The organism is Colwellia sp. 20A7 (assembly GCF_009832865.1).
Lineage (GTDB): Bacteria > Pseudomonadota > Gammaproteobacteria > Enterobacterales > Alteromonadaceae > Colwellia.
Window position 1 is genome coordinate 4383358 of sequence record NZ_CP047130.1, and the last position, 25220, is coordinate 4408577.

25 protein-coding genes are annotated in these 25220 nt (G+C 36.5%); 13 read left to right on the forward strand and 12 right to left on the reverse strand.

Translation table 11 applies throughout. From position 1 onward, the window contains the following. Positions 1 to 18: 18 nt before the first annotated feature. Positions 19 to 675, reverse strand: a complete 657-nt coding sequence (locus tag GQS55_RS18920; protein WP_159822125.1) for a TetR/AcrR family transcriptional regulator — start codon at positions 673 to 675, stop codon at positions 19 to 21. A 461-nt stretch (positions 676 to 1136) separates the two neighbouring features. Between GQS55_RS18920 and coaD the strand changes: the two genes are divergently transcribed. Continuing rightward, positions 1137 to 1631 carry a pantetheine-phosphate adenylyltransferase gene (gene coaD / locus GQS55_RS18925; protein ID WP_159822127.1) on the forward strand — a complete coding sequence of 165 codons (495 nt, stop codon included), beginning with the start codon at positions 1137 to 1139 and terminating at the stop codon, positions 1629 to 1631. Between the two features lie 83 nt (positions 1632 to 1714). Here coaD and GQS55_RS18930 read toward each other — a convergent pair whose 3' ends face one another. The 6 genes from GQS55_RS18930 to radC form a co-directional block, all read right to left on the reverse strand. Then, entirely contained in the window at positions 1715 to 2512 is a 798-nt protein-coding gene (locus GQS55_RS18930) for an alpha/beta fold hydrolase (RefSeq protein ID WP_159822129.1), read from the reverse strand. A 201-nt stretch (positions 2513 to 2713) separates the two neighbouring features. Next, positions 2714 to 3529, reverse strand: a complete 816-nt coding sequence (gene mutM / locus GQS55_RS18935) for a bifunctional DNA-formamidopyrimidine glycosylase/DNA-(apurinic or apyrimidinic site) lyase (RefSeq protein WP_159822131.1) — start codon at positions 3527 to 3529, stop codon at positions 2714 to 2716. Between the two features lie 25 nt (positions 3530 to 3554). Further along, positions 3555 to 4043, reverse strand: coding sequence for a hypothetical protein (locus tag GQS55_RS18940; protein ID WP_236559700.1), 489 nt, complete (start codon positions 4041 to 4043; stop codon positions 3555 to 3557). Between the two features lie 201 nt (positions 4044 to 4244). After that, positions 4245 to 4400 (reverse strand): 50S ribosomal protein L33, encoded by a 156-nt coding sequence (gene rpmG, locus GQS55_RS18945; protein ID WP_044834320.1) that lies wholly within the window; start codon positions 4398 to 4400, stop codon positions 4245 to 4247. A 21-nt stretch (positions 4401 to 4421) separates the two neighbouring features. Further along, positions 4422 to 4658: a 50S ribosomal protein L28 gene (rpmB, locus tag GQS55_RS18950; RefSeq protein ID WP_159822134.1), complete on the reverse strand. Its 237-nt coding sequence runs from the start codon at positions 4656 to 4658 to the stop codon at positions 4422 to 4424. A gap of 491 nt (positions 4659 to 5149) precedes the next feature. Next, a complete protein-coding gene (radC, locus tag GQS55_RS18955; RefSeq protein WP_159822136.1) occupies positions 5150 to 5872 on the reverse strand; it encodes a RadC family protein in 723 nt (240 codons plus the stop codon). A gap of 101 nt (positions 5873 to 5973) precedes the next feature. Here radC and coaBC point away from each other — a divergent pair, with 101 nt between their 5' ends. The 4 genes from coaBC (at position 5974) to GQS55_RS18975 (ending at position 10179) form a co-directional block, all read left to right on the forward strand. Further along, complete coding sequence (coaBC, locus tag GQS55_RS18960) at positions 5974 to 7179, forward strand: bifunctional phosphopantothenoylcysteine decarboxylase/phosphopantothenate--cysteine ligase CoaBC (RefSeq protein WP_159822138.1); 1206 nt, start codon at positions 5974 to 5976, stop codon at positions 7177 to 7179. Positions 7180 to 7240: 61 nt separating this feature from the next. Beyond that, complete coding sequence (gene slmA / locus GQS55_RS18965; protein WP_159822141.1) at positions 7241 to 7837, forward strand: nucleoid occlusion factor SlmA; 597 nt, start codon at positions 7241 to 7243, stop codon at positions 7835 to 7837. An 8-nt stretch (positions 7838 to 7845) separates the two neighbouring features. Next, entirely contained in the window at positions 7846 to 9309 is a 1464-nt protein-coding gene (locus GQS55_RS18970) for an aminoacyl-histidine dipeptidase (RefSeq protein ID WP_159822143.1), read from the forward strand. Between the two features lie 210 nt (positions 9310 to 9519). Beyond that, positions 9520 to 10179 (forward strand): response regulator transcription factor, encoded by a 660-nt coding sequence (locus tag GQS55_RS18975; protein WP_159822145.1) that lies wholly within the window; start codon positions 9520 to 9522, stop codon positions 10177 to 10179. A 24-nt stretch (positions 10180 to 10203) separates the two neighbouring features. On the opposite strand, the gene GQS55_RS18980 is transcribed toward GQS55_RS18975, so the two are convergent. Both GQS55_RS18980 and GQS55_RS20350 read right to left on the reverse strand, forming a co-directional pair. Continuing rightward, positions 10204 to 13668 (reverse strand): hybrid sensor histidine kinase/response regulator, encoded by a 3465-nt coding sequence (locus tag GQS55_RS18980; protein ID WP_159822147.1) that lies wholly within the window; start codon positions 13666 to 13668, stop codon positions 10204 to 10206. Between the two features lie 199 nt (positions 13669 to 13867). Next, positions 13868 to 14014: a hypothetical protein gene (locus GQS55_RS20350; protein ID WP_442872166.1), complete on the reverse strand. Its 147-nt coding sequence runs from the start codon at positions 14012 to 14014 to the stop codon at positions 13868 to 13870. Positions 14015 to 14087: 73 nt separating this feature from the next. Between GQS55_RS20350 and GQS55_RS18985 the strand changes: the two genes are divergently transcribed. From GQS55_RS18985 to GQS55_RS19010, 6 genes are all read left to right on the forward strand, one after another. Beyond that, the gene (locus GQS55_RS18985; RefSeq protein ID WP_159822149.1) at positions 14088 to 16211 is read left to right on the forward strand and encodes a TonB-dependent receptor; all 2124 of its coding nucleotides are present in this window, start codon (positions 14088 to 14090) and stop codon (positions 16209 to 16211) included. Between the two features lie 73 nt (positions 16212 to 16284). Further along, the gene (locus tag GQS55_RS18990) at positions 16285 to 16551 is read left to right on the forward strand and encodes a hypothetical protein (protein WP_159822151.1); all 267 of its coding nucleotides are present in this window, start codon (positions 16285 to 16287) and stop codon (positions 16549 to 16551) included. Continuing rightward, positions 16551 to 17198, forward strand: a complete 648-nt coding sequence (gene pnuC / locus GQS55_RS18995) for a nicotinamide riboside transporter PnuC (protein WP_159822153.1) — start codon at positions 16551 to 16553, stop codon at positions 17196 to 17198. Before GQS55_RS18990 ends, pnuC begins: the two co-directional genes overlap by 1 nt. A gap of 6 nt (positions 17199 to 17204) precedes the next feature. Further along, positions 17205 to 18062: a phosphotransferase gene (locus GQS55_RS19000; RefSeq protein WP_159822155.1), complete on the forward strand. Its 858-nt coding sequence runs from the start codon at positions 17205 to 17207 to the stop codon at positions 18060 to 18062. 103 nt (positions 18063 to 18165) lie between these two features. After that, positions 18166 to 19110, forward strand: a complete 945-nt coding sequence (locus GQS55_RS19005) for a response regulator (RefSeq protein ID WP_159822157.1) — start codon at positions 18166 to 18168, stop codon at positions 19108 to 19110. A 182-nt stretch (positions 19111 to 19292) separates the two neighbouring features. Beyond that, complete coding sequence (locus GQS55_RS19010; RefSeq protein WP_159822159.1) at positions 19293 to 19454, forward strand: hypothetical protein; 162 nt, start codon at positions 19293 to 19295, stop codon at positions 19452 to 19454. A gap of 56 nt (positions 19455 to 19510) precedes the next feature. Here GQS55_RS19010 and GQS55_RS19015 read toward each other — a convergent pair whose 3' ends face one another. The 3 genes from GQS55_RS19015 to GQS55_RS19025 form a co-directional block, all read right to left on the reverse strand. Continuing rightward, positions 19511 to 19951: a hypothetical protein gene (locus tag GQS55_RS19015; protein WP_159822161.1), complete on the reverse strand. Its 441-nt coding sequence runs from the start codon at positions 19949 to 19951 to the stop codon at positions 19511 to 19513. Positions 19952 to 20100: 149 nt separating this feature from the next. After that, the gene (locus GQS55_RS19020; protein ID WP_159822163.1) at positions 20101 to 21837 is read right to left on the reverse strand and encodes a sodium:solute symporter family protein; all 1737 of its coding nucleotides are present in this window, start codon (positions 21835 to 21837) and stop codon (positions 20101 to 20103) included. Positions 21838 to 21839: 2 nt separating this feature from the next. Continuing rightward, positions 21840 to 22088 (reverse strand): DUF4212 domain-containing protein, encoded by a 249-nt coding sequence (locus GQS55_RS19025; RefSeq protein ID WP_159822165.1) that lies wholly within the window; start codon positions 22086 to 22088, stop codon positions 21840 to 21842. A 451-nt stretch (positions 22089 to 22539) separates the two neighbouring features. Here GQS55_RS19025 and GQS55_RS19030 point away from each other — a divergent pair, with 451 nt between their 5' ends. Together GQS55_RS19030 and GQS55_RS19035 are read left to right on the forward strand one after the other, a co-directional pair. Continuing rightward, the gene (locus GQS55_RS19030; protein ID WP_159822167.1) at positions 22540 to 24438 is read left to right on the forward strand and encodes a putative nucleotidyltransferase substrate binding domain-containing protein; all 1899 of its coding nucleotides are present in this window, start codon (positions 22540 to 22542) and stop codon (positions 24436 to 24438) included. Next, on the forward strand, positions 24438 to 25139 hold the full coding sequence (locus GQS55_RS19035; RefSeq protein ID WP_159822169.1) for an exonuclease domain-containing protein: 702 nt from the start codon (positions 24438 to 24440) through the stop codon (positions 25137 to 25139). Before GQS55_RS19030 ends, GQS55_RS19035 begins: the two co-directional genes overlap by 1 nt. Positions 25140 to 25220: the final 81 nt, after the last annotated feature.

Here is a 25220-nt window from a genome sequence, read left to right on the forward strand (position 1 = left end):
AAATCTAACGAGCTATATTTATAATGCAACCAAGGCATCTTTGCAACGCTGTTGATACATATCTCTTGCTTTTATTAGTTCGGGCATTGCTGCCTCAGTGGTATATGGCTTTAAGATAACTAATATTTTCAACACACCTTGATAAAATACCGAGTCATTAATTTCATTAACCATATTTTGTGTTTGATAAAAGCTTAACCAAAATGTATTAATGATACGTAAAATACTCACAATGTCAGTTAAGTCTTCATCATTAAAGTCAACAATGCCTGCATCTTTTAAAGAAACCAATAATTGACTTACACGCTCAGCTATTGAATGTTGAACCTCAACATATTTCTCTCGTAAACTTGGGTTTTTATCTAGCAATACAGGTAAGTTACTATAGAAGAACCTAAATTTCATCATCATTTGAAATACCGCATCCATATAAAGAATAATGGCATCAAGAGGCCTAACCTCATTACTCACTTTTGGAATAGTATCAAGCAGTAAGTTACTCGCATATTCTTCATAAATAGACAAAATAATGTCTTCTTTATTCCGAAAATGATAATACAAATTACCAGGGCTAATACTTAAATGTGCTGCAATATGATTTGTGGTGACATTTCGCTCTCCGTGCTTATTAAATAATATAATGCTTGCCTGAATTATCTTATCGCGGGTTTTCATAGAGGCTACTTCTTCCTTCTAATGATAGGTAATTTAAATAGTTTTATATTATCTATCATACTATCAAAATACATTGAACTTGAAACCTTTTTGAGTAAATACTTTAACTTCTAAACGATCTATATCAAGGTACAGATATCTTATGAATAACAACTAGCTCTGCGTAAGCAACACAATAAATAAACAAAATCTATGAGTAACTTGGCCTAATACTAACTCTATCAGGCTACTTTCCCATCAGCAAAAATTAAAAACTTAGAGATAAAACTTTGATTGAAAAAATGATTATTCAGAAGGATATGCTCTATTTCCCCCTCTAGTAAGCGACACCTATGTAGCCTCCTTATCAAAACCCATAACGACTATTGATTCGTTTTATAATATTTAAGCTGTTAATACTTGTAAGAAACTTAACTAAACCATTACAATGCCTAGTATTCACTAATAAATGAACTTAAAACATGAGCATAAAAGCAATTTACCCTGGTACATTCGATCCTGTTACAAATGGGCATTCAGACTTAATTTTGCGTGCTAGCCTATTATTTGGCGAAGTTATTATTGGTGTTGCGTCAAGCCCAAGTAAAAAACCACGTTTTACACTTGAGCAGCGCGTTGAAATGATAAAACAAATTACCAAAGATTTAGATAATGTTACCGTTGTTGGTTTTAGTGGTTTATTGGTCGATTTTGCTAAAGAGCACCAAGCAAAAGTATTAATACGAGGGTTACGCGCGGTATCTGATTTTGAATATGAATTTCAGTTAGCTAATATGAATCGACGTTTATCGCCAGATTTAGAAAGTGTATTTTTAACGCCTTCAGAAGGAAATTCATTCATATCTTCCACGTTAGTTAAAGAATTAGCTTTACATAAAGGCGATGTAAGTCAATTTGTTCATCCTATTGTGCAAGATGCACTAAAAGATCTGTCATCAAAAATCAATCTGGTTTAATGACATAGCGTACTTAGATAAAAGATATAACCTTCACAAATCGAGGTTTTTATCGATATTATTTATCATAGAAAATTGGTTTACTAACAACCTTGTTTGGCAATAAAAGCTAATGAGTGTTGATTAAAGCTATCGGGCTGCTCCACATTACAAACATGGCCACATTGCTGGATAGTATGTAGCAAACTGTTTTTATGACGCTTTACCATCTCTTTGACAGGTCCTAAAAACATATGGTCTTCCTTCCCCATAATATAAAGAATAGGAATATCGATCTCTTTTTCTTTAAAGTAACGCATCAAAGGATTTACATCCATAGCTAGCTTAAACCATCGAATAAACTCTTTTTGACACAATCGCTTAGCTTCGCGCACAAATAAGAGGCGAGATTCTTTATGACGTTTTTTTGGCATCATAATAAACGCAAACAAACGATACAACCACATATACGGCAAACAATGCTTAAAGATGTTTCCTAAGTAAACTAATGTATTACTACGGGTATTAAAGCGAGTAATAGCCCCCCCTAACACCATACTTGAGACATATTCAGGTGCGATTTCTGCAATATTACGAATAATAATTGTACCTAATGAAATACCAACAAAATGTGCACAAGGGATATTGTTATGATCTAATACATCAATAATATCTTCAGATACTTTATTAAAAGAGTAATTACTATCGACAAAAGCTTGTACTAAATGACTAGATTTTCCATGACCACGAAGATCAAGTAGAAGAACGTTATAATCTTTCTGATAAGCTCTGAGCTGACGAAACCAAATTGCCGAACTTCCGCCGGCACCATGGACAAAAACAACCCATGTTTTACTGGTTTTATGTGGAATAATACGATGAAAAAGAATTGATTTACTCATTATTACAATCACATACCTTATTGATGACGCGCTTAATTGTCGTCAGTGTATAACCAAGTTTAAAAGAATCTCTTAATAAGTCCTATTTTTAAAAATATTAAGATAAACAAACTATTGTAAACTTGGCTATGCCAAAAATGATAGACCATTGGCTGCTCAAAACTAAGTCATCAAGCAGCAAAGCGTACTAACTGCTTAAGTCTAATCGTGCTGACAATTAGGGCAATATACCGAACTTCTATTTGACTGCCTAACTTCTAACAACGTTTCTTCACAAGTTAAGCAATCTTGCCCTGCTCGACCGTAAACAAATAATGATTGAGCAAAATATCCAGGACGGCCATCGGCTTGAGTAAAGTCTTTAAGCGTGGTTCCACCTTGCTCAATAGCCGCAGCAAGCACTTGCTTTATAATATCAGTTAACCGATTAAAACGTTTATTACTAATACTTCCTGCTAGCGCTGTAGGTAAAATACCGGATAAAAACAACGCTTCATTAGCATAAATATTACCTACCCCGACGACAATATGATTATTCATTAAAAAGGTTTTAATTGGTACCTTTCTGTTTTTAGCTTTATTAAACAAATAATCGTGACCAAAATCATCAGTCAGTGGCTCTGGACCTAGCTTGCTTAATAACCCCTGAGAATCATGATGATCATCAAACCATAGAACTGCGCCAAATCGTCTAGGGTCATTTAAACGTAATACAACACCATTCACAAATACCAGTTCAAAGTGATCGTGCTTAGCGACAGGTACATCTTTATCAATAACACGAAGCGTGCCAGACATTCCTAAATGTAAAAGTAGACTTCCCGTATCAAAACGCAGTAATAAATACTTAGCGCGTCGGTCAACACTTTTAACACTTTGCCCCATGAGTTTGTGCAAATCATCAGGAATAGGCCAACGTAGTTTCGCATTACGTACAATTACCTTAGACACTTCATTATTTATAACGTGAGGGCTTATTCCTAAGCGACACACTTCTACTTCGGGTAATTCAGGCATATATTCTCATGGTACTTAGGTTATCTCACAATAGAGGTATAAGTTGATGCTTCATGGTGGCAGGTAACGCTAACCATATTTTATTCTGTTGATTATACACTAACAGCTGATCTGCTAAAGTGTATAACGTGAATAACTGTTCCTTTTCAATCCCTGCTATACCAATGCTGACCTCAACACTTTCCTGCCCCTCAATAATAATCTCTGCAGCTTGAACTAAACCGCTACCCTGCTGCCACGCAAGCATCATTTGATCAATTTGTTGATTAGTTAAATCAACTAAAACACCTTGGTTAGTCGTCTTCCAAGCCCTAGCAATACGATCAAATACGATAGATGTGTTATTGGGAAAAGCCATAGAAAGTGTTAATACCACACTATGCTCAGGTAATATTAATTCATCATTAGTATCTGGCTCAGGAAATAGTCGATTATTAGAGATATTAATGATTAAAATAATAATCATTACTGAAAATATAATGACATTATTCCATGCTGTTTTAGAAAGTTTCATTATTCATGCATTGGTAAAATGAAGATGGTTTACATCATACTGAAATAATCGACATAAAAGAACATCAAGATAATTTTTTATAGCCGAAGGGGAATTAAGCGGATGAAAGTTTCGACCAAGCAAAGGTCATTATTCCTTAAATAACGCGCATAAAAAAACCCAGTAAAACTGGGTTTTTTATTTAAACAAAGTAAAAATTAATTACTTAATTTTAGCTTCTTTATACATTACGTGCTTACGAGCTTTTGGATCAAATTTTTTGATTTCCATTTTCTCTGGCATAGTCTTTTTATTCTTATCAGTAGTATAAAAATGACCTGTACCGGCACTAGAAACTAAACGAATTTTATCACGCATAATATTCTCCTAGAAAAGTTTTTAAACTTTTTCGCCACGGGCACGGATATCAGTTAATACTGCATCAATACCTTTCTTATCGATAATACGCATTCCTTTCGGAGTTAAACGTAATTTAACGAAACGATTTTCACTCTCTACCCAAAAACGGTGAGATTGAAGGTTTGGTAAAAAACGACGACGAGTCGCGTTTCTTGCGTGAGAACGGTTGTTCCCTACGACTGGTTTCTTGCCTGTTACTTGGCAAACTTTAGACATTTGAGTCACTCCAAAATTAATTTCAGCTCGAGCTATATTTTCCCCAAGACCGTCGCCTCGGGATCCTGAAAAAGGTGGCATATTATAGAGAAACTGAATAATTAATACTAGTACTAAAAATAAAAAGCTCTAAAAAAGACCGATTTACATTTTTAATTCTTATTAATCAATAGACTATAATACAAACAATAATTAAAAAACACTCGATTTTTGTGTATATGTATCATTAAAACTATTTTTAATGATAATTTTAGTAAAATAAATCATGTTAATTAGCATCTCATTCAAATTTTTTGAATGTAAGTATTCTATTTTTGCTTAATAATCCATCAGCAATAAATGACACTTTAATTTACTCTACTATTATTTTTAAAGTCAGTTAACTGCTATAAACGTTATCCAACTTCACCGGTATCGTAAATATTACGCTGAAAAATTACGTTGTGGAACTGTTTATCAAAATAAATAATGTTACCGACAGCTTAATAAGGCTACATTATTTCACCGTGCTCTGCGAATGAATAGCATTGATTCCCAGCAATAATCATATGATCTAACACTTTCACATCAATCAGTTGCAGTGCTTGCTCGAGCTTTTGTGTTATTTGCTTATCTGCGACACTTGCTTCAGCAATACCGGAAGGATGATTGTGACATAAAATAACAGCTGCTGCCTGATGGGCTAATGCTTGTTCCACGACAACTCTAGGATAGACCGCCGCTGCATTAATGGTACCGAGAAAGAGTCGTTCAAATTTCAATACTTGATGTTGATTATCCAGAAAGAGTACCGCAAATACTTCTCTTGTTTCATTCCTCAGTTCACTTGCTAGGTAATCTTTCGTTACTTGTGAAGAACTTAGAGCACTACCTTGTTGTACCAATTTTTCTGCTAAATATCGTTTCGACATTTCTAAACACGCTTGAAGTTGTACATATTTAGCATTGCCTAAACCATGGTGGTGGCAAAATTCTTTTTTATTTGCACGAAAAACATTCGCTAAACTACCAAAATTAGCTAAAAGGTTTCTCGATAAATCAACAACATTGCACCCTTTAACGCCTGTTCTTAAAAAGATAGCGAGCAATTCTGCATCACTTAAACTCGCCGCACCAAGTGCCAATAGTTTTTCTCTTGGTCGTTCGGCACTTGGCCAATTTTTTAAGGTTCGATCGTTTGGTTCATAGGATGTTACTTTGTCTGATTTACACATAGTCGGCTTCCTTGCTGTTTTGTTAATGATTATTTTTCAAATAGTACGAATAAATGCTATCGTATTAATAATATTATTTATCAGTTTAAGATTAGCAGATTATGCAAATTCTACAGGACAAAAAAATTGTTCTCGGTATCAGTGGAGGGATTGCCGCTTATAAAATCCCAGAATTAGTCCGTCGCTTAAAAGAGCAAGGTGCTGATATTCGTGTTGTAATGACCGAAGGCGCAAAAGCATTTATAACGCCACTGACTTTACAAGCTGTTTCAGGCAATGCCGTTGCAGACAGTTTACTAGACACGGCAGCCGAATTAGCCATGGGGCACATAGAGTTAGCGAAATGGGCTGATTTAATCATCATAGCCCCAGCAACTGCCGACATTATTGCGCGAATGACTGCTGGCATGGCAAATGATTTACTTACCACCATTTGTTTAGCAACCAGTGCCCCTATCGCGATTGCCCCAGCGATGAATCAACAAATGTGGCACGCATTACCGACGCAAGCCAATATAAAAACCCTTAGCGAGCGTAACGTACAAATTTGGGGACCTGGTAGTGGCGAACAAGCCTGTGGTGACGTTGGTTTAGGCCGTATGTTGGATGTTGATGAATTAGTCACCCTTGCTAGCGACTTTTGTACGGATAAATACTTACAAGGACAACACTGGGTGATTACTGCCGGTCCAACTCGAGAAGCGATAGATCCGGTACGCTATATATCTAACCACAGTTCAGGAAAAATGGGTTATGCAATTGCTCAAGCCGCCTTACGTGCAGGTGCTACAGTTACTTTGATTTCCGGACCCGTTAACATTAAAGCGCCTGTTGGAAGCCAATTAATTAACGTAAATAGCGCTGAAGAAATGCATGAACAAGCATTAAAGTTTGCACCTAAAAGCACAATATTTGTTGCTTGTGCCGCAGTCGCTGATTACCGAGTTGCACAGATAGCAACACAGAAAATCAAAAAAAGTAATGATGCTATGCAACTTGAACTCGTGAAAAATCACGACATTGTTGCTGATGTGGCTAGTTTAGATAACAAGCCATTTATGGTTGGTTTTGCTGCTGAAACACAAAATATAGAGCAGTATGCTCGTGGTAAACTAATACGAAAAAATTTAGACTTAATAGCCGCTAACGATGTGGCAAAATCAGGTCAAGGCTTTAATAGTAATGATAATGCTTTAACCGTATATAGTGCTATTGATAAAACAGATATTCCACTAGCCAACAAACAAATAGTGGCACAAAGATTAGTCTCTTTAATTAATCAGCATTATTTAGCAAAAAAAAACTAAACAACAATATCTAACAAAAAACACCTAACAAAAACAATAAATAATAGAGAACCTTCTTACTATGCCAGCTAGCCCTAAAATCCCAGAAAAGATTAGTCGGAAACAACAAATATTAGAGTGTTTAGCGCTGATGTTACAATCAAGCCCTGGTCAACGTATTACTACCGCGAAACTTGCGGCAGAAGTAGGTGTATCAGAAGCGGCTTTATATCGACACTTTCCATCAAAAGCACGTATGTTTGAAGGGTTAATTGATTTTATTGAAGAGTCTGTTTTTTCTAGGATCAATTTAATTTTAACTGATCACAAAGAAACATTAGTACGCTGTCATCATGTACTTCATGTTCTATTAGTTTTTGCTGAGCGAAATCCAGGCATGTGTCGCATATTATCAGGCGACGCACTTATGGGTGAAAATGAACGTTTACGCGTTCGAGTTCACCAATTTTTTGAAAAACTTGAATCACAATTTAAACAAATATTGCGTGAAAGAAAATTACGCGAAGGTAAAACATTTACCATTAATGAACAAGCACTTGCTAACATTTTAGTGGCTTTTGCTGAAGGAAAAATCAGTCAGTATGTACGATCTGGCTTTGATAAAAAACCTAGCAGCAACTTCAATGAGCAATGGCAGTTTTTAATGGCAAGCAAATAAGGAAAAACATGTCTACATTATCACACCTTAAACCAGAAAGTTTATGGCAATTATTCGAAAAAATTTGCAGTATCCCTCACCCATCAAAGCATGAACAACAGATATCGGCTTGGATTCAAAGTTGGGCAGCAGAGCTAAACTTATCCATTAAAGAAGATGCCGTGGGAAATCTTTTTATTAAAAAACCAGCCACGAAAGGCATGGAAGATCGCCAAGGCATAATTCTACAGGCCCACATGGATATGGTGCCACAGAAAAACAATGATACTGTGCATGATTTTTTAACCGATCCGATCAGACCTTATGTTATTGAAAGTGGTGATTGGGTTACTGCCCAAGGAACTACATTAGGCGCTGATAATGGCGTAGGCTTAGCATCGGCTTTAGCTATTTTAGCTAGCGATGATATTGCCCATGGCCCACTTGAAGTTTTAGTCACCATTGATGAAGAAGCAGGTATGTCTGGTGCTTTTGGCCTTGAATCTGGTTGGTTAGATGGCGATATATTAATTAATACTGACTCTGAGCAAGAGGGTGAAGTCTATATGGGCTGTGCTGGTGGTATTGATGGTACAGCAACCTTTAAATTAGAGTTTGATGACGTACCAGAAAATTATCAAGCATTTAACTTATCTATCTCTGGTTTAAAAGGCGGGCATTCCGGCGTTGATATAGATACCGGTAGAGCAAATGCAAATAAACTCTTAGTACGCTTTTTACTTGAAGCAAGTAATAAATTCGAGCTACGTTTAACAGAAATAAATGGTGGCAGTTTACGTAACGCTATTCCGCGTGAAGCGAACACAAGCTTTGTTATACCAACAACAGACGTACCCGCATTAAAAGAGCAACTAGCTCAATATTTAGCAACAATTCAAGGTAACTTAAGCGTCATTGAAACAGATATTGACATGTTGCTTATTTCACCAGAAGAATTTGAACAATGTTGGAGTAGCGCAACACAACATCAAATTTTACGTGCGTTAAATGCATGTCCTAATGGCGTTATTCGAATGAGTGATGACATTGAAGGTATTGTTGAAACTTCATTAAATTTAGGTGTTGTCCGTACACGAGGTAAAAACTTTACAGCCCTAGTACTCATTCGCAGTTTACATGATGATGGCCGTTTAGAAACACAACGTACTGTACAATCAGTGTTTGAATTAGCTAATGCGAGTATTAAATTTAGCGGCGCATATCCTGGCTGGAAGCCAAATCCTGATTCAGCCATTATGAAAACAGTAAGCAACACGTATCAAGAGTTGTTTAACAAGATACCTGCAGTAATGGTTATCCATGCTGGTTTGGAATGCGGCTTATTTAAAGATGCTTATCCACATTGGGACATGGTTTCAATTGGGCCAACGATTAAATTTCCTCATTCACCTGATGAGAAAATTGAAATTGCTACGGTTGCACAATATTGGCAGCTTTTGACTGCTGTATTAGCAAAAGCACCAAAAAAATAATGCGGCTTATACAGTTAAGTAATTACAAATAACGACTTGTACCTACTCATTTTGCCCAAAACTAACGATAACTATAGTGTTGAGATATTAACTAGCTATCGGCCTAATACAGGCCTGATTTGAATCACACCTGTATTAGGTTAAAAGTAACATTGGTCATTAGTCATTTTTCCGTTAGAATAGGAGAATAATTAAAATAGGACATTTTCTATGATTCAGCCACAAAAAATAATAATTGCTGATGATCACCCTTTATTTAGACAGGCGTTATTGGGAACCTTACGAAATAAGTTAAGCCAAACAATTTGGCTTGAAGCAGAAACCATCGCTGAGCTTGAACAACAGCTACAAAATAATAACGAAAGTGATTTATTGCTATTAGATTTAAATATCCCTGGTGCTCACGGTTTTAGTACCTTAATTCACGTTAGAAATCATTTCCCTCAAATTCCTGTTGTTGTAGTCTCCGCCCATGAAGATCAAAATACCATTGGTAAAGCAATGGGTTATGGCGCAGCAGGGTTTATTCCAAAATCAACACCGGTTAATGATATTTTTACCGCCATTATGACCGTTTTATCTGGTGATATTTGGTTGCCTGCCTCATTTCAAGCTAACTCTGGAAGTAACGAAACAACAGATATCGCTGAACGAGTTGCCAGCTTAACTCAACAGCAATATCGTATTTTAATGATGTTTGCTCAAGGCTTGCTTAATAAACAAATTGCTTATGATCTTAATGTTTCTGAAGCAACGATAAAAGCGCATGCTACAGCCATATTTCGTAAACTCGATGTACGCAATAGAACACAAGCAGTTATCGCAATTTCTCAACTAAATTTAGTTGAAAAAGGCTTCGATCAATCTTAAATAAATAGTAGTTTGAGCTGCAATTTAGTCACCGTAATCAACTTGTAACTTCTGCGCCAATTTGGCACTAATTAACGCTCTTAGCGCAGCAGGTTTTACTAGTTTCCTCATAAAGCCTACATCAGCACTTTTTGCTTTACTTTCAATACCAACCTCTGTTGTCGCAGTAATCAATATTGCTGGAATATAGTGATTACAGTCACGTCGCATATCAGCAATTAACGTTAAACCATCCGCTTGCTCACCTACAGGTAGCCCCTCATGGTAACCTAACTGATAATCAACCAACAAAATATCAATATCACTTTGATGATTCGCAAACTCTGTTAATGCAGTCTCCCTCGAGTCAGCAGCAAGGATATTACATTGCCATGCAGACAATAACTCAACCATACCACTTAAAACGTCTGGATCATTATCTATACACAATACGGTGATGCCTTTTAAACCCATATTCTTTATTGGTGTAACTAACTGCGGTTTTGCGATTAATTGACTCGAACGCTCTACTGAAATTGAAAATTTACAACCTTGCATTTCTCTTGATTGTAAACTTAATGAATGACCTAATAACTGCACCAAAGATTGTGTGATATTCAGACCTAGCCCTAATCCTCGAGCTGATTGACTTGTTGGTGTATCTAATTGCGTAAACTGTTCAAATACCAATACTTGTTTTTCTAATGGAATGCCCGGTCCATTATCAAGCACTTGAATCACCACTTCCTTCTCTAATATTCTCGCACCTAACAACACCTTTCCAGGACTAGCATACCTAAAGGCATTTCCGACAAGGTTTTGAATAATACGTCTAAGTAAGTGTTTATCCGACTTTACCCATGTTTTCGTTGCCACCAGCCTAAATTCAACCTTTTGCTCAATAGCTAAAGCAGCAAACTCTTGCTCTAAGTCATCAAACAATTCATTCAAAGAAAACACTTCAATATGAGGTTTAATATTGCCACTTTCTAATCGAGCAATTTCAGCTAAATCTGCCAATAAATCATTAGCCGCTCTTAGCGATTTATCAATATTATCAACCTGCCTTTGTTGCTCAAAGGTTAAGTCTTTTTGCTCAGTTAATGCCGAAGTAAATAAGCGCGCGGCTTCTAATGGTTGCATAAGATCATGACTACACGCTTTTAAATACTGACTCTTTTTGATATGCGCTTGTTCAGCTTTTTCATGGGCTTTTGCGAGCGCTTCATTAGTTTTTGCTAACGTTAATGTACGTTCATAAACGCGCGTTTCTAGATCTAGGTTAGCTTCTTTTAATACTTGTTCGGCTTGGCGGTACGCAGTGATATCAGAGAACAGCATAACAAAACCACCACCAGGTAATGGGTTACCCTCAATAAGAATAGTTTGACCGTTGGCTTGTTGCCTTTCAGAGCTATGTGGACTACCTTTACGTAAATATTCTAACCGTCTAAAAACTTGGTTATCAATATCTCCTGCACCACATAAGCCACGTTTAACATTGTGACGAATCAGCGCTTCAATAGGGCTTCCTATTTTGACAAGCTCAGTAGGATAGTCGAACAAATCTAAATATTTTTTGTTCCACGCAACTAGCTTTAATTCTTCATCAACAATAGAAATACCTTCACTGGCATTTTCTATCGCACTTTGCAGTAAATTTTGAGAAAACTCTTGTTTTTGACTAGAAGCATCCTCTACCAGTACCGCTATTTCATCCAAAGCAATATCGCGACCATCAAGAGCTGAAGATAATACTAATCGTGCTGAAGATGCTCCCATTACTAAAGCTAATGTATTTTCAGTTTGTTGCAGTAATAGCTGATTATATTTAGCGTTACCTAGTTGCTTTTTATTATGTGAAGATTGAAACAAGCTAAAGCTTGATTTAGCTTTGCTTTCACCAACAAAGCGCGAAGCAAGCAGTTCTAGCTCACTCACATCTAATTGTCGTTTCTTTTCTACTCTTAATAACGTAGGTGATTGCCACTCTAAAAATAAAGAAGCCTGAACACGTTCTTGCACACTTTGACGGCTGATTTGTGACAATGCCCACATTACAATAATATTTGCCGCTAAACTAAAGAGTGTAGCGGTTGTTTTAGATGATAAAAGCCCTTCAGCAAAAGGTGTTGGATATAAACCAAATTGAGGTAAAAAGTTTAAGGTTAACCACAATATAAAGCCAACTAAAATACCTGCATAAACCCCAACCAAGCTCGCTCGTCGCCAATAAAAAGCAACAACTAACGCTGGTGTAAGCTGTGCAAAAGCCCCAAAAGCTACTTCACCTGATGAAGATAATGTATCAGTTGACGCCAGACTAAACACACCATACCCAGACATGATGACAAATAAGATCAGTAATTTACGGATGTTAAGTAAACGTTTCCTGAAATTATCGTAATTAGTTTGAGCAACTTTTTGTCTGCGGTAAAGCAAAGGGAAAACGATTTCATTACTAAGCATAGTGCTTAATGCGATCGCAGAAATAATTACCATAGAGCTAGCCGCTGAAACTGCACCTAGAAAGGTAAAGAGTGTTAACCAGGTTTGATCGCCGATACTAGGTAAGAACAATACATACATATCAGAAGAAACTGTATCGCCTAATAATAACTGACCTGCAAGTCCTAAAGGAGCTGCAAAAAAAGCAAAAATCAAAAGGTATAGCGGAAATACGCGTCGGCCTAACCAAGTATCTTTGTTAGATCTTAGTTCTACTACCATCACTTGAAACTGCCTTGGCAACGAAAGAAATGCAGCCATAACAATCACCAACATTGCCAGCATTGAGCTAATATTACCTGCGTTTAACTGCTGCTCCATTTTCACTGTTGCATTAGACTGTTGCCAAATATCAAGTGGTGAATCAAATAATGAAAAACATACAAATAAACTTACGGCTAAAAAGGCAATAATTTTGACTAATGATTCAAAAGCAATCGCCAGCATCACTCCAGGGTGACGCTCAGTTACATCAATATTTCGAATACCAAATAAAATCGTAAAAATAGACAAGACAATACTGATAACCAAACCAATATGCCAACTACTTAGGCTTTGATCTACTTGTAGTTGCTGAAAGGTATACACCATAGCTTTTAACTGAAGCGCAATATATGGCATGGTTCCAACAAAGGAAACGATAGTAACAATAATAGCTAGGTTATGTGATTTACCGAAGCGAGAAGCCAGTAAATCAGCAATGGATGTTAAATTTAATTTTAAACTAATACGAATAATACGTTGTATAAATGGCCAAGCAAAAACAAAAAGTATAGTGGGACCAAGATAAATAGGTATGTGTGATAAAAAGTTAGTTGACGCTTGCCCTGCAGTACCTAAGAAGCTCCATGACGTACAATAAACACCAAGTGTAAGTGCATAAATTATACTTTGTCCTTTTTTCGCCAATTGATTACGGTATTTATCACCTAAAAAAGCAATGATAAAGAGTAAGCCAATGTAAATTAAACTAATACTAACTAATTGCCAATTGGGGAACATTGCGCTTCTCTGATATTGATGATAGAAATAATTCTAAGCGATTTGAATACGACACTTTATCAATATACCGACAAAGTAACATCTGAATAAATACGACCTTTAGCTAAATGATTCAAATGTTATGTCATTCTTTTATTAAATAGCTAAGCATTGTTATAAAAATCTTGCTAGACTTCGCCCCGAACCAAGGAGTGCGGTTTTATTTATTTACTTTTGAAAGTAATAAAATAAATAACTGCTGAGATGTTGATGATTTCAACAAACCCTTTGAACCTGGACGGGAATTAGTCACTAAAATAACTTTAGCGATTAATATAACCGGCGTAGGAATGGTTAGTGATCGCATCACAGTCTACCTTAGACAACCTCCCAGTGCCGGATCCCATAGTATAACTTGATTTAATACTTATGAGATCTTTATGAATTTTACCAAATCTCCGCTTACTTTAGCAATTGCTTCTTTCTTACTTTCAGCGCCATTAGTGAGTTTGCAAGTTAACGCCCAAGAAGAAAAAACAGCCTTAGAAACTATTACCGTTACTAGTGATTTTAGGCAACAAAACTTATTAAAAACTCCTAGCGCATTATCAGTATTAACTGATCTAGAAATACAACAGCGTAATGCTCAAAATCTTGAAGAATTAGTCGCTGTTATCCCCAACGTTAACTTCGCTAGTGGCTCTCAACGTGCGCGTTATTATCAAATTCGAGGCATTGGTGAACGTAGCCAGTACAATGAGCCTATTAATCCATCTGTGGGTATGATTATTGACGGCATAGATTTTACTGGCATTGGCAGTATTGCCACCCTTTTTGATGTTCAACAAGTAGAAGTATTTCGTGGCCCTCAAGGTACTCGCTTCGGTGCAAATGCGCTCGCTGGCATGTTGAATATTACAACTAATGCGCCTACAGACGAATTTGAAGGTAGTATAAAACTAGATGTAGGAAATTATCATAGCTATGGCCTAGGTGTTGCACTTTCAGGCCCTGCCTCAGACGCGGTTAATTATCGTTTAGCGGTAAATAAATATCAAAGTGACGGTTTTATTGAAAATACTTACCTAGGTAAAGATGACACCAACAATAGAGATGAGTTAAGCCTTAGAGGTAAGTTATCTATTCAAGTGAACAATGAATTAACCGTTGATTTATCGGCGTTTTACTTTGATTTTGACAATGGTTTTGATGCTTTTTCATTAGATAATAATCGTCAAACATTATCTGACCAACCCGGCTTTGATCAGCAAGAAACTAGCGCTTTAGCTGCGAAGTTTACCTATGAAGGTTTTGACAATTTTACCTTGGTTACCTTATTAAGCCATGCTGACTCTGATTTAGCCTATGGCTTTGATGAAGACTGGGCTTATGTTGGTATTTCAGCACCTGAAAATATTGATAATCAAGATTATGCTTATTATGAATATTCTTCTACCGATTATTACTTTCGTGATAAGTCGACCCAAACAATTGAATTAAGAGCATTATCAAACAAAGAAAGTGAATTATTCAATGGCACAACCTCTTGGGTTGCTGGTCTCTATTTCAAACAAGACGATGAAGATTTAAAACGTCAATATACTTACCTATCAAATGACTACACGTCAACATTTGACAGCCAATCTATTGCTATTTATGGTCAACTTGATACTCAATTAAGCGAACAATGGCAACTAACATCAGGTATTAGAATCGAACAGCGTACTGCTGATTACTTTAACTCAGATGGTTTTAATGACAGTCCTGACGATACTATGATTGGGGGTAAGTTAGTACTTAGCTACCAACAAAATGATGATGCTTTTTGGTATGGTTCAATCAATAGGGGTTATAAAGCAGGTGGTGCAAATACCGATGGTAGCTTGCCTGATGACTTACGAACCTTTGATCCGGAATATTTAATCAATTATGAATTAGGTTACAAGCTTTCCTTACTCGATAATTCAGCTTTTATTCGTACTGCTGTTTTTTATATGGACAGAACCGATGTTCAAGTTAAAAGTTCACAAACCATAGTTCGTGAAGATGCCAGCTCTGAATTTATTTCATATCTTGGCAATGCAGCTACGGGGTCAAATATAGGTGTTGAGGTCGAAGCAAATTGGAAAATTAACGAACTGTTTGAACTTTATGGTGCGCTAGGCTTACTTGATACCGAATTTAATGATTTCATTAATGCCGACGGCGTGTCTTTAGATGGTCGTCAACAAGCTCATGCACCAAATTACCAATTTAACCTTGGCATCAACCTTAACCCAAGTGAATATTGGTTAGTTAATATTTCTCTTGATGGTAAAGATGGGTTTTATTACTCTGATAGCCATAATGAAAGATCTAAATCAGTTGAGTTAGTTAATGCTTCTATCACTTATTTACAAGATGACTACCAAGTTAAAGTTTGGGCACGTAATTTAGCTGATGAAAACTATACTAATCGTGGTTTCTATTTTGGTAATGATCCAAGAGATGGGTATAAAGGCAAACAATATACACAACTATCTGAGCCTTTAGTCTTTGGTATAACATTAGATTACCAATTCTAATAACTAGCGATGCCGCTTAAGTAAACCAAGCTCAGGTTAAATATGAACAACCATTTATAATTATAGGATTTTTATGAATATTTCTATCGAATTAAGTTTATATCCATTGGCAGAAGACCAATATAAAAGCGAGATTTGGGCTTTTATCAGACGCCTTCGTGATACAGAAGATTTAGATGTTGTTACCAATGGCATGAGTACTCAAGTCTTTGGTGAGTATGATTTAGCAATGAATAAAGTAATGGCTGAAATCAAACGAGTTCATAGCACTACTGGTGCAGCCGTTTTTGTGTGTAAATTTATCAGTGGTCATCATGCGCAGCCAGAAGCAGAAAGTTAATGTCTGAAATGCTTACCAGCTTTATTACTTATGCTGAAAGTTTACCTTGGCTTGAGCTAGTAGCAATGCTACTAGCGCTTGCTTATGTTCTCTTAGCTGCTTCAGGCTCAATATGGTGTTGGCCTGCCGCTTTAATCAGCACTGCGATCTATACTTACGTTTTCTATGATGTATTACTACTAATGGACAGCGCTTTAAGTATCTATTATTTGATTATGGCTGTTTATGGTTATTGGGCTTGGCAACAACGTACACCAACAAAGAACGAAGATAGCTCAACACCTTTAGGTATTGTTTCCTGGCAGCTTAGCTTTCATGTGAAAGCTTGCTTAGTATTAACGCTTATTGCCTTAGCTTTAGGGTATATTATGGCAAACTATACCCCTGCCGACTTCCCTTATCTTGATACTTTTACGACAGTATTTGCCGTATTTGCTACCTACTTGGTCGCTCAAAAAGTACTCGAAAATTGGCTTTACTGGATAGTTATTGATGCAGCGTCAATTTATTTATATGTTGAAAAAGATTTAACACCAACCGCTGTTTTATTTATCCTTTATACATTTATTGCTACTTGGGGATATTTCAAATGGCGAAGTCTATATTCTGGCAATCGCATAGCAATAAAGCACAGAGTAAATAGTTAAATTCTTATGTTACCACCACTAAGTACATTAGTCTGTTTTAATACTGTCGATACTATCGTGCCAATTACAGCAGGATTAAGTAGCCAGTGCTATCAAGTATTTGCTGATAAAAAGTGCTTTTTTGCTAAACAAGTCACTACTACTGACGAGCCCATTGTCAGTATATACGCTGCTTCGAATAACATAAGCCCAAGCGTAATTTACCACGACGAACATTGGCTCATTACAGAGTTTATTACTGGAGATAACTTATCTTTAGAACAACAAAGTATTGACGAAAAAATAAGGCTGGCAATTAAGTTAATGGTGCAATGCCATCAATTTAAAGTCGAGATAAACAAGTTAGTACCAGAAAACGTTGTTAATTATCTCTTAGGTAAACAAGTATTTGCACCACAGCGGCTTTCAACACAACAAAAGAAAGACTTACAACATTACAGTGAATCCGTCATCACCTCACTTAACGTTACTAAGAATACAGTTAATAGCACAAGCAGCAATCTCGTTTGTTGCCATGGCGATATTAATTTCAGCAATATTGTCATGTCGTTAGAAAATAAAGCATATTTAGTAGATTATGAATGTGTATGCCTCGCGCCTGCTGAATATGATCTAGCCATGTTAGTCGCAGTGAATAATATTAATGAAGATAAATTACCCCTACTTATTGAACTTTACCAAAAGCACACTGAATATGAAATTAATCAAACGCTATTAAAAAACTACCTGCAATTTTGTTACTTTATTAATGGTCTTTGGTATGCGCGAGCATATGATAATTCTGATCTTGTACAGTTTGCCCACCTAGCCAAACAGCAATGGCAACACCTTCCCCTACAACAAAATTTACTCTTTAACATTTAATCATTAGTTAACGTCATGTACTGAACATATTGCAAAGGTACATTAGTTCTAGTAGTTTAACTGTAACCGTATGTTCATATAACAAAACAATTGGATTTCATTTATGCCCGTAGAAACTATTTACAAGGTAGCTTTACACCCTTTTATCAATGAATCTATTGCGAGCTTGAAGGCAATGGCGCACCTGTCAGGATCTTCTGCCGATGCTTTCATGGATAAAGTAGAAGACTTTAAATTTAAAGGATATGCCGTTTGTTCTGAAGTGAGTGGCTGTATTAATGGCGTAATTATGATGCATCATTACCCTGAAACCGCTGTTGCTATAGGCAATTCAGTCTGTGAAACCATGTTTAATGAAAAATATGATTTTACTGAAATAAATGAAGAACTTAGTAACGCATTAGCTGAATGGGGTAATACTATTGTTGGCCGCTCGACTGATTTATTGAGTCGTCATAATTTAGAATTTAATTTTTCAAGCCCTTACTTTCTTCATAACTTTGATGATATGGAGAAATATTTAGAAGGCGTTAAAGAGATTGTCACTGTACCTATTACCGTTGAAGGTGTTGGTCGTTATTATTTTAACCTATTAATACGTGAAGTTAGCTTTCAAACAGGCAGCACTACGCGCGAAGAAAGTACAGGTATTGCTAATCCGCACACTACCCCGCTACCAACAGATAATAAGATATTATTAGTTGATGATAGTGCGATGATTCGCAAAGCATTAAGACGTTTCCTAAATAGCTTGGGTTACGAAAATATTATTGAAGCTGACGATGGTACTAGTGCATTAGCTATGGTAGAAAATGAAGTGCCCGACTTTATGTTTATGGATGTTGTTATGGGCGAAATGAATGGTGATGAAGCATTAAAAATCATTCGTGAAAAGGGCTATAGCGTACCTGTGGTAATGCTATCGTCTGTCACTGACCAAGCGTTAGTTAAGCAGTGTGAACAACAGGGTGTTTCTGGTTTTATTTTTAAACCAATTCAAGCAGACAATGGTGCTGAAATCATAAAGTCATATCTAAAAGTGATTTAAAATAAAAGGTAAACAAGTCAATTTATAATATTCACATAAACTGGCTTGTTTATTAATACCTAACAGTGATAAAAGTTGTTGGTCAAGATAATTCACCTGTGCCTAATCCGGTAATCAATAGTCGCTTTTAGATCCTATCGTAAACACACAAATATGGCCCCAGCCAATACAACGGCGATACTATGGTTGCTATCTACACAGATATGAACATTACCGAAAGAGACTTTAATCACGTTGTAGAGCTGCTTATACAAGCGATGGAAGATGAAGGAATCTCTTATCAAACTCAAAATAAGTTATTATTCAAATTAGCTGGATTAAGAGACCAAGTAATCAAAATATAAATGAGAACCTGGTTACACTCAATAATAGTTCTATAAAGCAGCAATAAAATATAGGCTTATTTTACTGTTTGAGTATAAAACTCTGCGATGTACTGCCCACCTTTAATTTTAGCAATTAAACGTAGTTTATAGCTATCACCTTTATTACTTGTAAGGCTTCTCAACGCTGTTTTATTTTTCCAATAATAAGGGCTTTCTTTCATACCCAGAAGATAAGTTGTGATTTTATCGGAGCTATCCACTAAAAAGAGTGTAGCACTATCTAAGGGAAAGGTAGAGTTAACTTCAGTTACTCCGTTTTCATCCGAAATATTGACCTTGAATTCGCCTGACTGTAAGACGCAATTATGATTAATTACATCACAATGACCTTCTGGTACTAGCTGAATTATTTTATTTGAAGCCGCCTTACTCTCATTGTAATAATCAGCACCAATATAACCTAAGATACAAAGAAAAGGGGCAACCATAAAAGCAACTTTAAGGTGTCTATTCATATTTAATTCTTCTTAATTAATTCTTCTAATTTAACAAGGTGGTTAATTTAACAGAAAAGGCTAGACGACTCTGTAAAAAATTGTCGTCTAGCCTTTTATTTATTCAAACATAACTCGACATTCAATTATCAAATGTCGAGTTATGAATTTTAGTGAACGTGTGCTGCACTAACATCGCCTGGTATACGCATATTCTCTACCATTGCTTGAATATGAGCTGGAGCTGGACCTGTAACTTTAAGTAAAACAAAAGCCACTGCAAAGTTAACTAAAGCACCAACCGCACCAAAAGCGTTAGGCGAGATACCAAAGAACCAATTAGGACCCATATCACCTAAGAAATCAGTACCTGGAATAAACATAATACCTTTATGTTGGAATACATATAGCATAGTTACACCGATACCTGCAATCATACCTGAAACAGCTGCTGTACCACTCATTCTCTTAGAGAATATACCCATCATTAATGCAGGGAAGATACTTGATGCTGCTAAACCAAAGGCTAAGGCAACAGTACCCGCGGCAAATCCCGGCGGATGTAAACCAAGGTAACCTGAAACCAGTATCGCAATAGTCATTACAACACGCCCCGCTAGTAACTCATTTTTCTCCGATAAGTCAGGGGTTAGTACACCTTTCATTAAATCATGAGAGATTGAGGATGATATAGCAAGTAACAAGCCGGCTGCGGTTGAAAGTGCAGCTGCCAGACCACCAGCGGCTACTAAAGCAATTACCCAATTTGGTAAATTAGCGATTGCAGGGTTAGCAAGTACCATGATGTCATTATCAACAGTAACCATTTCATTTGTTACTTTATCAGCAGAGTATTGAATTTTGCCATCGCCATTTTTATCTTCAAATTTCAATAAACCAGTTTGTTCCCAATCTTTAAACCATTGAGGGCGCTCATCATAAACAAGATTTTCACCTGCTGTAGGTTCAATAGTATTCATTAAGTTTAAGCGAGCCATTGCACCAACAGCTGGCGCTACAGTATAAAGTAAACCGATGAAAACTAATGCGTAACCTGCAGAAGAACGAGCTGCTTGTACTGAAGGAACAGTAAAGAAGCGCATAATTACATGAGGAAGACCTGCTGTACCGATCATAAGAGACATAGTATAAGCGAACATATTTAAGGTGCTGCCTAGGCTACTTGTTGTATATTCTTTAAAGCCTAAATCAGTTACTACCATGTCTAGCTTATCTAGTAAATAAACACCGCTACCATCAGCTAATGTACTACCTAAGCCTAATTGTGGAATAGGATTGCCTGTCAGTTGTAGTGAAATAAATACGGCAGGAATCGTGTAAGCAAAAATCATTACTACATATTGTGCGATTTGCGTATAAGTAATACCTTTCATACCACCAAGTACTGCATACACCCAAACAACAGCCATGCCGATGCCTAAACCTAAGCCATAATCTACCTCTAAGAAGCGAGAGAAAGCTACACCCACACCTTTCATTTGACCAATGATGTAAGTCAATGAAGCAATAATCAAACAAATTACCGCAACAATACGTGCAGTTTTAGAATAATATCGATCGAAGATGAATTCAGGTACAGTGAATTTTCCATGCTTACGCATATAAGGGGCTAGTAACATGGCTAGTAATACATAACCACCTGTCCAACCCATTAAGAAAACTGAACCACCATAGCCCATAAAAGCAATCATACCTGCCATTGAAATAAATGACGCAGCACTCATCCAATCGGCACCAATCGCCATACCATTTTGCATAGGGGTAATACCGCCGCCCGCTACGTAGAAATCACTAGTTGAACCTGCACGCGCCCACCAAGCGATAGCAAAATATAAGGCAAATGTGCCAAATACAGCAATATATGTATATAGTTTTAACTCTTCCATGCTTAACCCTCCGCCTGATATTTTTTATCAAGCTTATTCATTTTCACGCCATACCAAAAAATTAAGGCAAGAAATGAGTAAATAGAACCTTGCTGTGCAAACCAAAAACCAAGTTTGTACCCACCTAGACGAATTTCATTAAGCGGCTCTACCAGTAGTAAGCCTAAACCAAATGAAACTGCAAACCAGATTGCAAGACATATAAAGATTAGGCGAAGATTTTCCGACCAATAAGTTTCTTTATTTTCCACAATAGTCTCCTAGCGACGTTGTAGCCCGTATTTCACGTTAATGTGTATTTTTATTAGGCTTTTATTGTAATAATTTTAGTAAAAGTGTGAATATAGATTTCAGTCAGTAATCATTATTATTTATAAAGACAGAAATCCATATTCAACTTCAACTGTCATTAAATCTAGCAAGCTTTCATTTTTTCGGGTATTAAACTTTAGTCTAAATCAATAATTTAGCTGATAAATCGCTATATCAACCACATACATTAGCCAGTATTTTCGCGGCTTCAAGAGCAAATAATAATACAAGTGCAACTTTAGTCTACATTGTCACTTCAATGGTTGACTAGCTACCACCACCACTCTAAATTATCATTGTTACCTTGCGAATTAGATATACGCTTTTACAATTTGCTTGGCTATATCAATACTTACTCCTATCAAACAAGAGCGTATACAGGTAATCAATATGGACACTGAACTTTCTGAGATTTATAGCTTCATCCAAAGTATTCCGCCTTTTGACAGCTTGCCACAGCCTGCTTTAGCGCGCTTAATTAGAGAGCTAGCGATTAATTATGTTCGAAAAGATGAGTTCCTTCCGCCAAAAGGCGTGAAAGAAGCACGTCTGTATATTGTTCGCAAAGGAGCCTTAAGTTGTCTATCAAGTAATGGTGAGTTAATTTCTCGATTAGGTGAAGGTGATTTATGCAGTGAATTTTGCAAACAAATATTGCAACCGATAAACAACACAGATCAAAGTAATGTTGATCCAAATAACGCACCACTATCAACAGAACAGCGCGTAAAAACTGATGAAGACTGTTTAGTTTATAGTTTAGATGCTCAAGTATTGAAGGACATCGGCGAGAAGTATCCAAGCATTAGTGACTATTTCAATCATAACTCTGCTGAACGACTTAAGAAAAAAATGTCTAAAATCAATGAAGAAGCCATTATTTCTTCTACATTAATGAATATGCCTGTTAGTAATTTCTATCACTCTCCTATTGCCGGTATCGATGTTAGCCAAAGCATCCAACAAGCGGCAATACAAATGACAGAACAAGGTTATACCTGCTTAGTGGTATTAGATAACAAAAACTGTGTAGGAATAGTGACTGATAAAGATATACGTCGGCGCTGTGTTGCTGAAGGTTTACCCATTTCAACAAGTATCGCTGAAATAATGACTCGTGACATGAGTACTATTGATATAAAAAACAATGCTTACGATGCCTTAATGACCATGACAGCCAAACATATACAACACTTACCGGTTACTAATCAGGGTCAAGTCGTTGGTATGGTAACCGTCACCGATTTAATGAACAATGAAGGTCATAATACGGTTAATTTCTCTAGTATTATTCATAAAGCTAAAAGTTTAGAGCAATTAATAGAAGTGAGTGTGTTATTGCCTAAATTGCAAATTCGTTTAGCAAAACTAGGCGCAAGTGCTGATCATGTAGGTAAAAGTATTAGTGCTATCACTATGTCCTTTACCAAACGCCTTATTGAAATGGCAGAAGAAAAATTTGGACCACCACCGGTTCCTTATGCATGGTTAGCTGCGGGCTCACAAGCAAGACAAGAACAACTTGCTCATTCAGATCAAGACAATGCCATTATTATCTGCGACTCTATGAAGCCCGACGATGATGCTTGGTTTGAAAGTTTAGCTCACTTTGTGTGTGATGGTTTAGCCGACTGTGGCTTTATTTATTGTCCTGGTTACATTATGGCAACCAATGATAAATGGCGACAACCGGTAAAAAATTGGCAAAAATATTTCGACGGCTGGATTGATACACCAAGCCCTGAAGCATTATTAAATTCCAGCGTCTTTTTTGATTTAGAAACTATTTGTGGTGATGCTAACTTACTTAACAATGTACGAGCTAATTTACTGAAAAAAACACAAAACAATAGTTTATTTATCGCTCATTTATCCAAAAACGCTTTGGCTTTACGCCCTCCTTTGGGATTTTTTAGAGACTTTGTATTAAAACAAAATGGTAAGCACAAGGCCACGTTAGATCTTAAACATAATGGCATTGCTCCTATAGTCGATCTTGCTCGTATCTATGCACTATCCCAGGGTATTAGTGCTGTTAATACTATTGAACGCATTAAGCAAGCCGCAGGCTCTGCCGCTATTACGCAGTCATCCGCAGAAAACTTAGTAGACGCATACGAGTTTTTAGGAATATTGCGTGTAAAACATCAAGCAAATCAGCTAACCAAAGATATTGAACCTGATAATTACCTTTCTCCTAAGGAGCTATCTAAGTTAGAACGTGAACATTTAAAAGATGCTTTTAAAGTAATTAAAACACTGCAAGACTCAAGACAGGCCAACTTCTAATGCCACTCAATGTTTTTATGAACTATATTTCCGGCTATGAAGCGAAACGTAAACGATTATTAAAAAAAGCGCCCGAAGGACCACTTAAAGATTTTTTGTCAGTCCCTTTTCCCACATTAGACACCCCTATTCATGACTTGCCAATTTTAGCAGTAGACTTTGAAACTACGGGACTTGATGCTAAAAAAGATAAGCTGCTTAGTATTGGTTTTGTTGTGATGGAACAGGAACAAATAAAACTGAAATCCTGTTATCACCAGATAATAAACACAACAACAAGATTAAAAGAAAGTAATGTTATTATCCACCAAATTACCGATGACCAGAAAGAGCAAGGTCAGCCTTTGGAGCTTGTCGTTAAAAAGTTATTAACTGCATTAACCGGTAAAGTAATGCTAGTGCATTTCGCGCGAATAGAACGACAATTTTTGCAACAAGCATGCCTTGAACTTTATGGTATGGCACCCGACTTCCCCATTATAGATACCCTAGTAATAGCTAAGCGTAAATTAGATAAACGTGATGTCTCTTATGACCCATCAGAATTACGCTTATCTAGCTTACGCCACAAATATCAACTACCAGATCATCATGGACACAATGCACTTAATGATGCCATTGCAACCGCTGAGTTATTACTTGCACAAGTTAATGACAAAAACAAAACTGAAATAGTACAACTCAAAGATATTCTCTTATAGTTTTGGCATAAATTAATACCAAGTACCCGACAATTAACAGACAGATAGCTAATTATTAGATCAAAATCAATGATCTTACGG

Bases quoted from the DNA above. Each gene is read 5' to 3' on its own strand.
- GQS55_RS18930 (WP_159822129.1), bottom strand. From the start codon at position 2,512: ATGAGTAAATCAATTCTTTTTCATCGTATTATTCCACATAAAACCAGT.
- GQS55_RS18980 (WP_159822147.1), bottom strand. From the start codon at position 13,668: ATGTTCCCCAATTGGCAATTAGTTAGTATTAGTTTAATTTACATTGGC.
- slmA (WP_159822141.1), top strand. From the start codon at position 7,241: ATGCCAGCTAGCCCTAAAATCCCAGAAAAGATTAGTCGGAAACAACAA.
- radC (WP_159822136.1), bottom strand. From the start codon at position 5,872: ATGTGTAAATCAGACAAAGTAACATCCTATGAACCAAACGATCGAACC.
- coaD (WP_159822127.1), top strand. From the start codon at position 1,137: ATGAGCATAAAAGCAATTTACCCTGGTACATTCGATCCTGTTACAAAT.
- GQS55_RS18975 (WP_159822145.1), top strand. From the start codon at position 9,520: ATGATTCAGCCACAAAAAATAATAATTGCTGATGATCACCCTTTATTT.
- GQS55_RS19010 (WP_159822159.1), top strand. From the start codon at position 19,293: ATGGTTGCTATCTACACAGATATGAACATTACCGAAAGAGACTTTAAT.
- GQS55_RS19020 (WP_159822163.1), bottom strand. From the start codon at position 21,837: ATGGAAGAGTTAAAACTATATACATATATTGCTGTATTTGGCACATTT.
- GQS55_RS19000 (WP_159822155.1), top strand. From the start codon at position 17,205: ATGTTACCACCACTAAGTACATTAGTCTGTTTTAATACTGTCGATACT.
- GQS55_RS20350 (WP_442872166.1), bottom strand. From the start codon at position 14,014: ATGCGATCACTAACCATTCCTACGCCGGTTATATTAATCGCTAAAGTT.
- coaBC (WP_159822138.1), top strand. From the start codon at position 5,974: ATGCAAATTCTACAGGACAAAAAAATTGTTCTCGGTATCAGTGGAGGG.
- rpmB (WP_159822134.1), bottom strand. From the start codon at position 4,658: ATGTCTAAAGTTTGCCAAGTAACAGGCAAGAAACCAGTCGTAGGGAAC.
- GQS55_RS18985 (WP_159822149.1), top strand. From the start codon at position 14,088: ATGAATTTTACCAAATCTCCGCTTACTTTAGCAATTGCTTCTTTCTTA.
- GQS55_RS19005 (WP_159822157.1), top strand. From the start codon at position 18,166: ATGCCCGTAGAAACTATTTACAAGGTAGCTTTACACCCTTTTATCAAT.
- rpmG (WP_044834320.1), bottom strand. From the start codon at position 4,400: ATGCGTGATAAAATTCGTTTAGTTTCTAGTGCCGGTACAGGTCATTTT.
- GQS55_RS19030 (WP_159822167.1), top strand. From the start codon at position 22,540: ATGGACACTGAACTTTCTGAGATTTATAGCTTCATCCAAAGTATTCCG.
- GQS55_RS19015 (WP_159822161.1), bottom strand. From the start codon at position 19,951: ATGAATAGACACCTTAAAGTTGCTTTTATGGTTGCCCCTTTTCTTTGT.
- mutM (WP_159822131.1), bottom strand. From the start codon at position 3,529: ATGCCTGAATTACCCGAAGTAGAAGTGTGTCGCTTAGGAATAAGCCCT.
- GQS55_RS18970 (WP_159822143.1), top strand. From the start codon at position 7,846: ATGTCTACATTATCACACCTTAAACCAGAAAGTTTATGGCAATTATTC.
- pnuC (WP_159822153.1), top strand. From the start codon at position 16,551: ATGTCTGAAATGCTTACCAGCTTTATTACTTATGCTGAAAGTTTACCT.
- GQS55_RS18940 (WP_236559700.1), bottom strand. From the start codon at position 4,043: ATGAAACTTTCTAAAACAGCATGGAATAATGTCATTATATTTTCAGTA.
- GQS55_RS18920 (WP_159822125.1), bottom strand. From the start codon at position 675: ATGAAAACCCGCGATAAGATAATTCAGGCAAGCATTATATTATTTAAT.
- GQS55_RS18990 (WP_159822151.1), top strand. From the start codon at position 16,285: ATGAATATTTCTATCGAATTAAGTTTATATCCATTGGCAGAAGACCAA.
- GQS55_RS19035 (WP_159822169.1), top strand. From the start codon at position 24,438: ATGCCACTCAATGTTTTTATGAACTATATTTCCGGCTATGAAGCGAAA.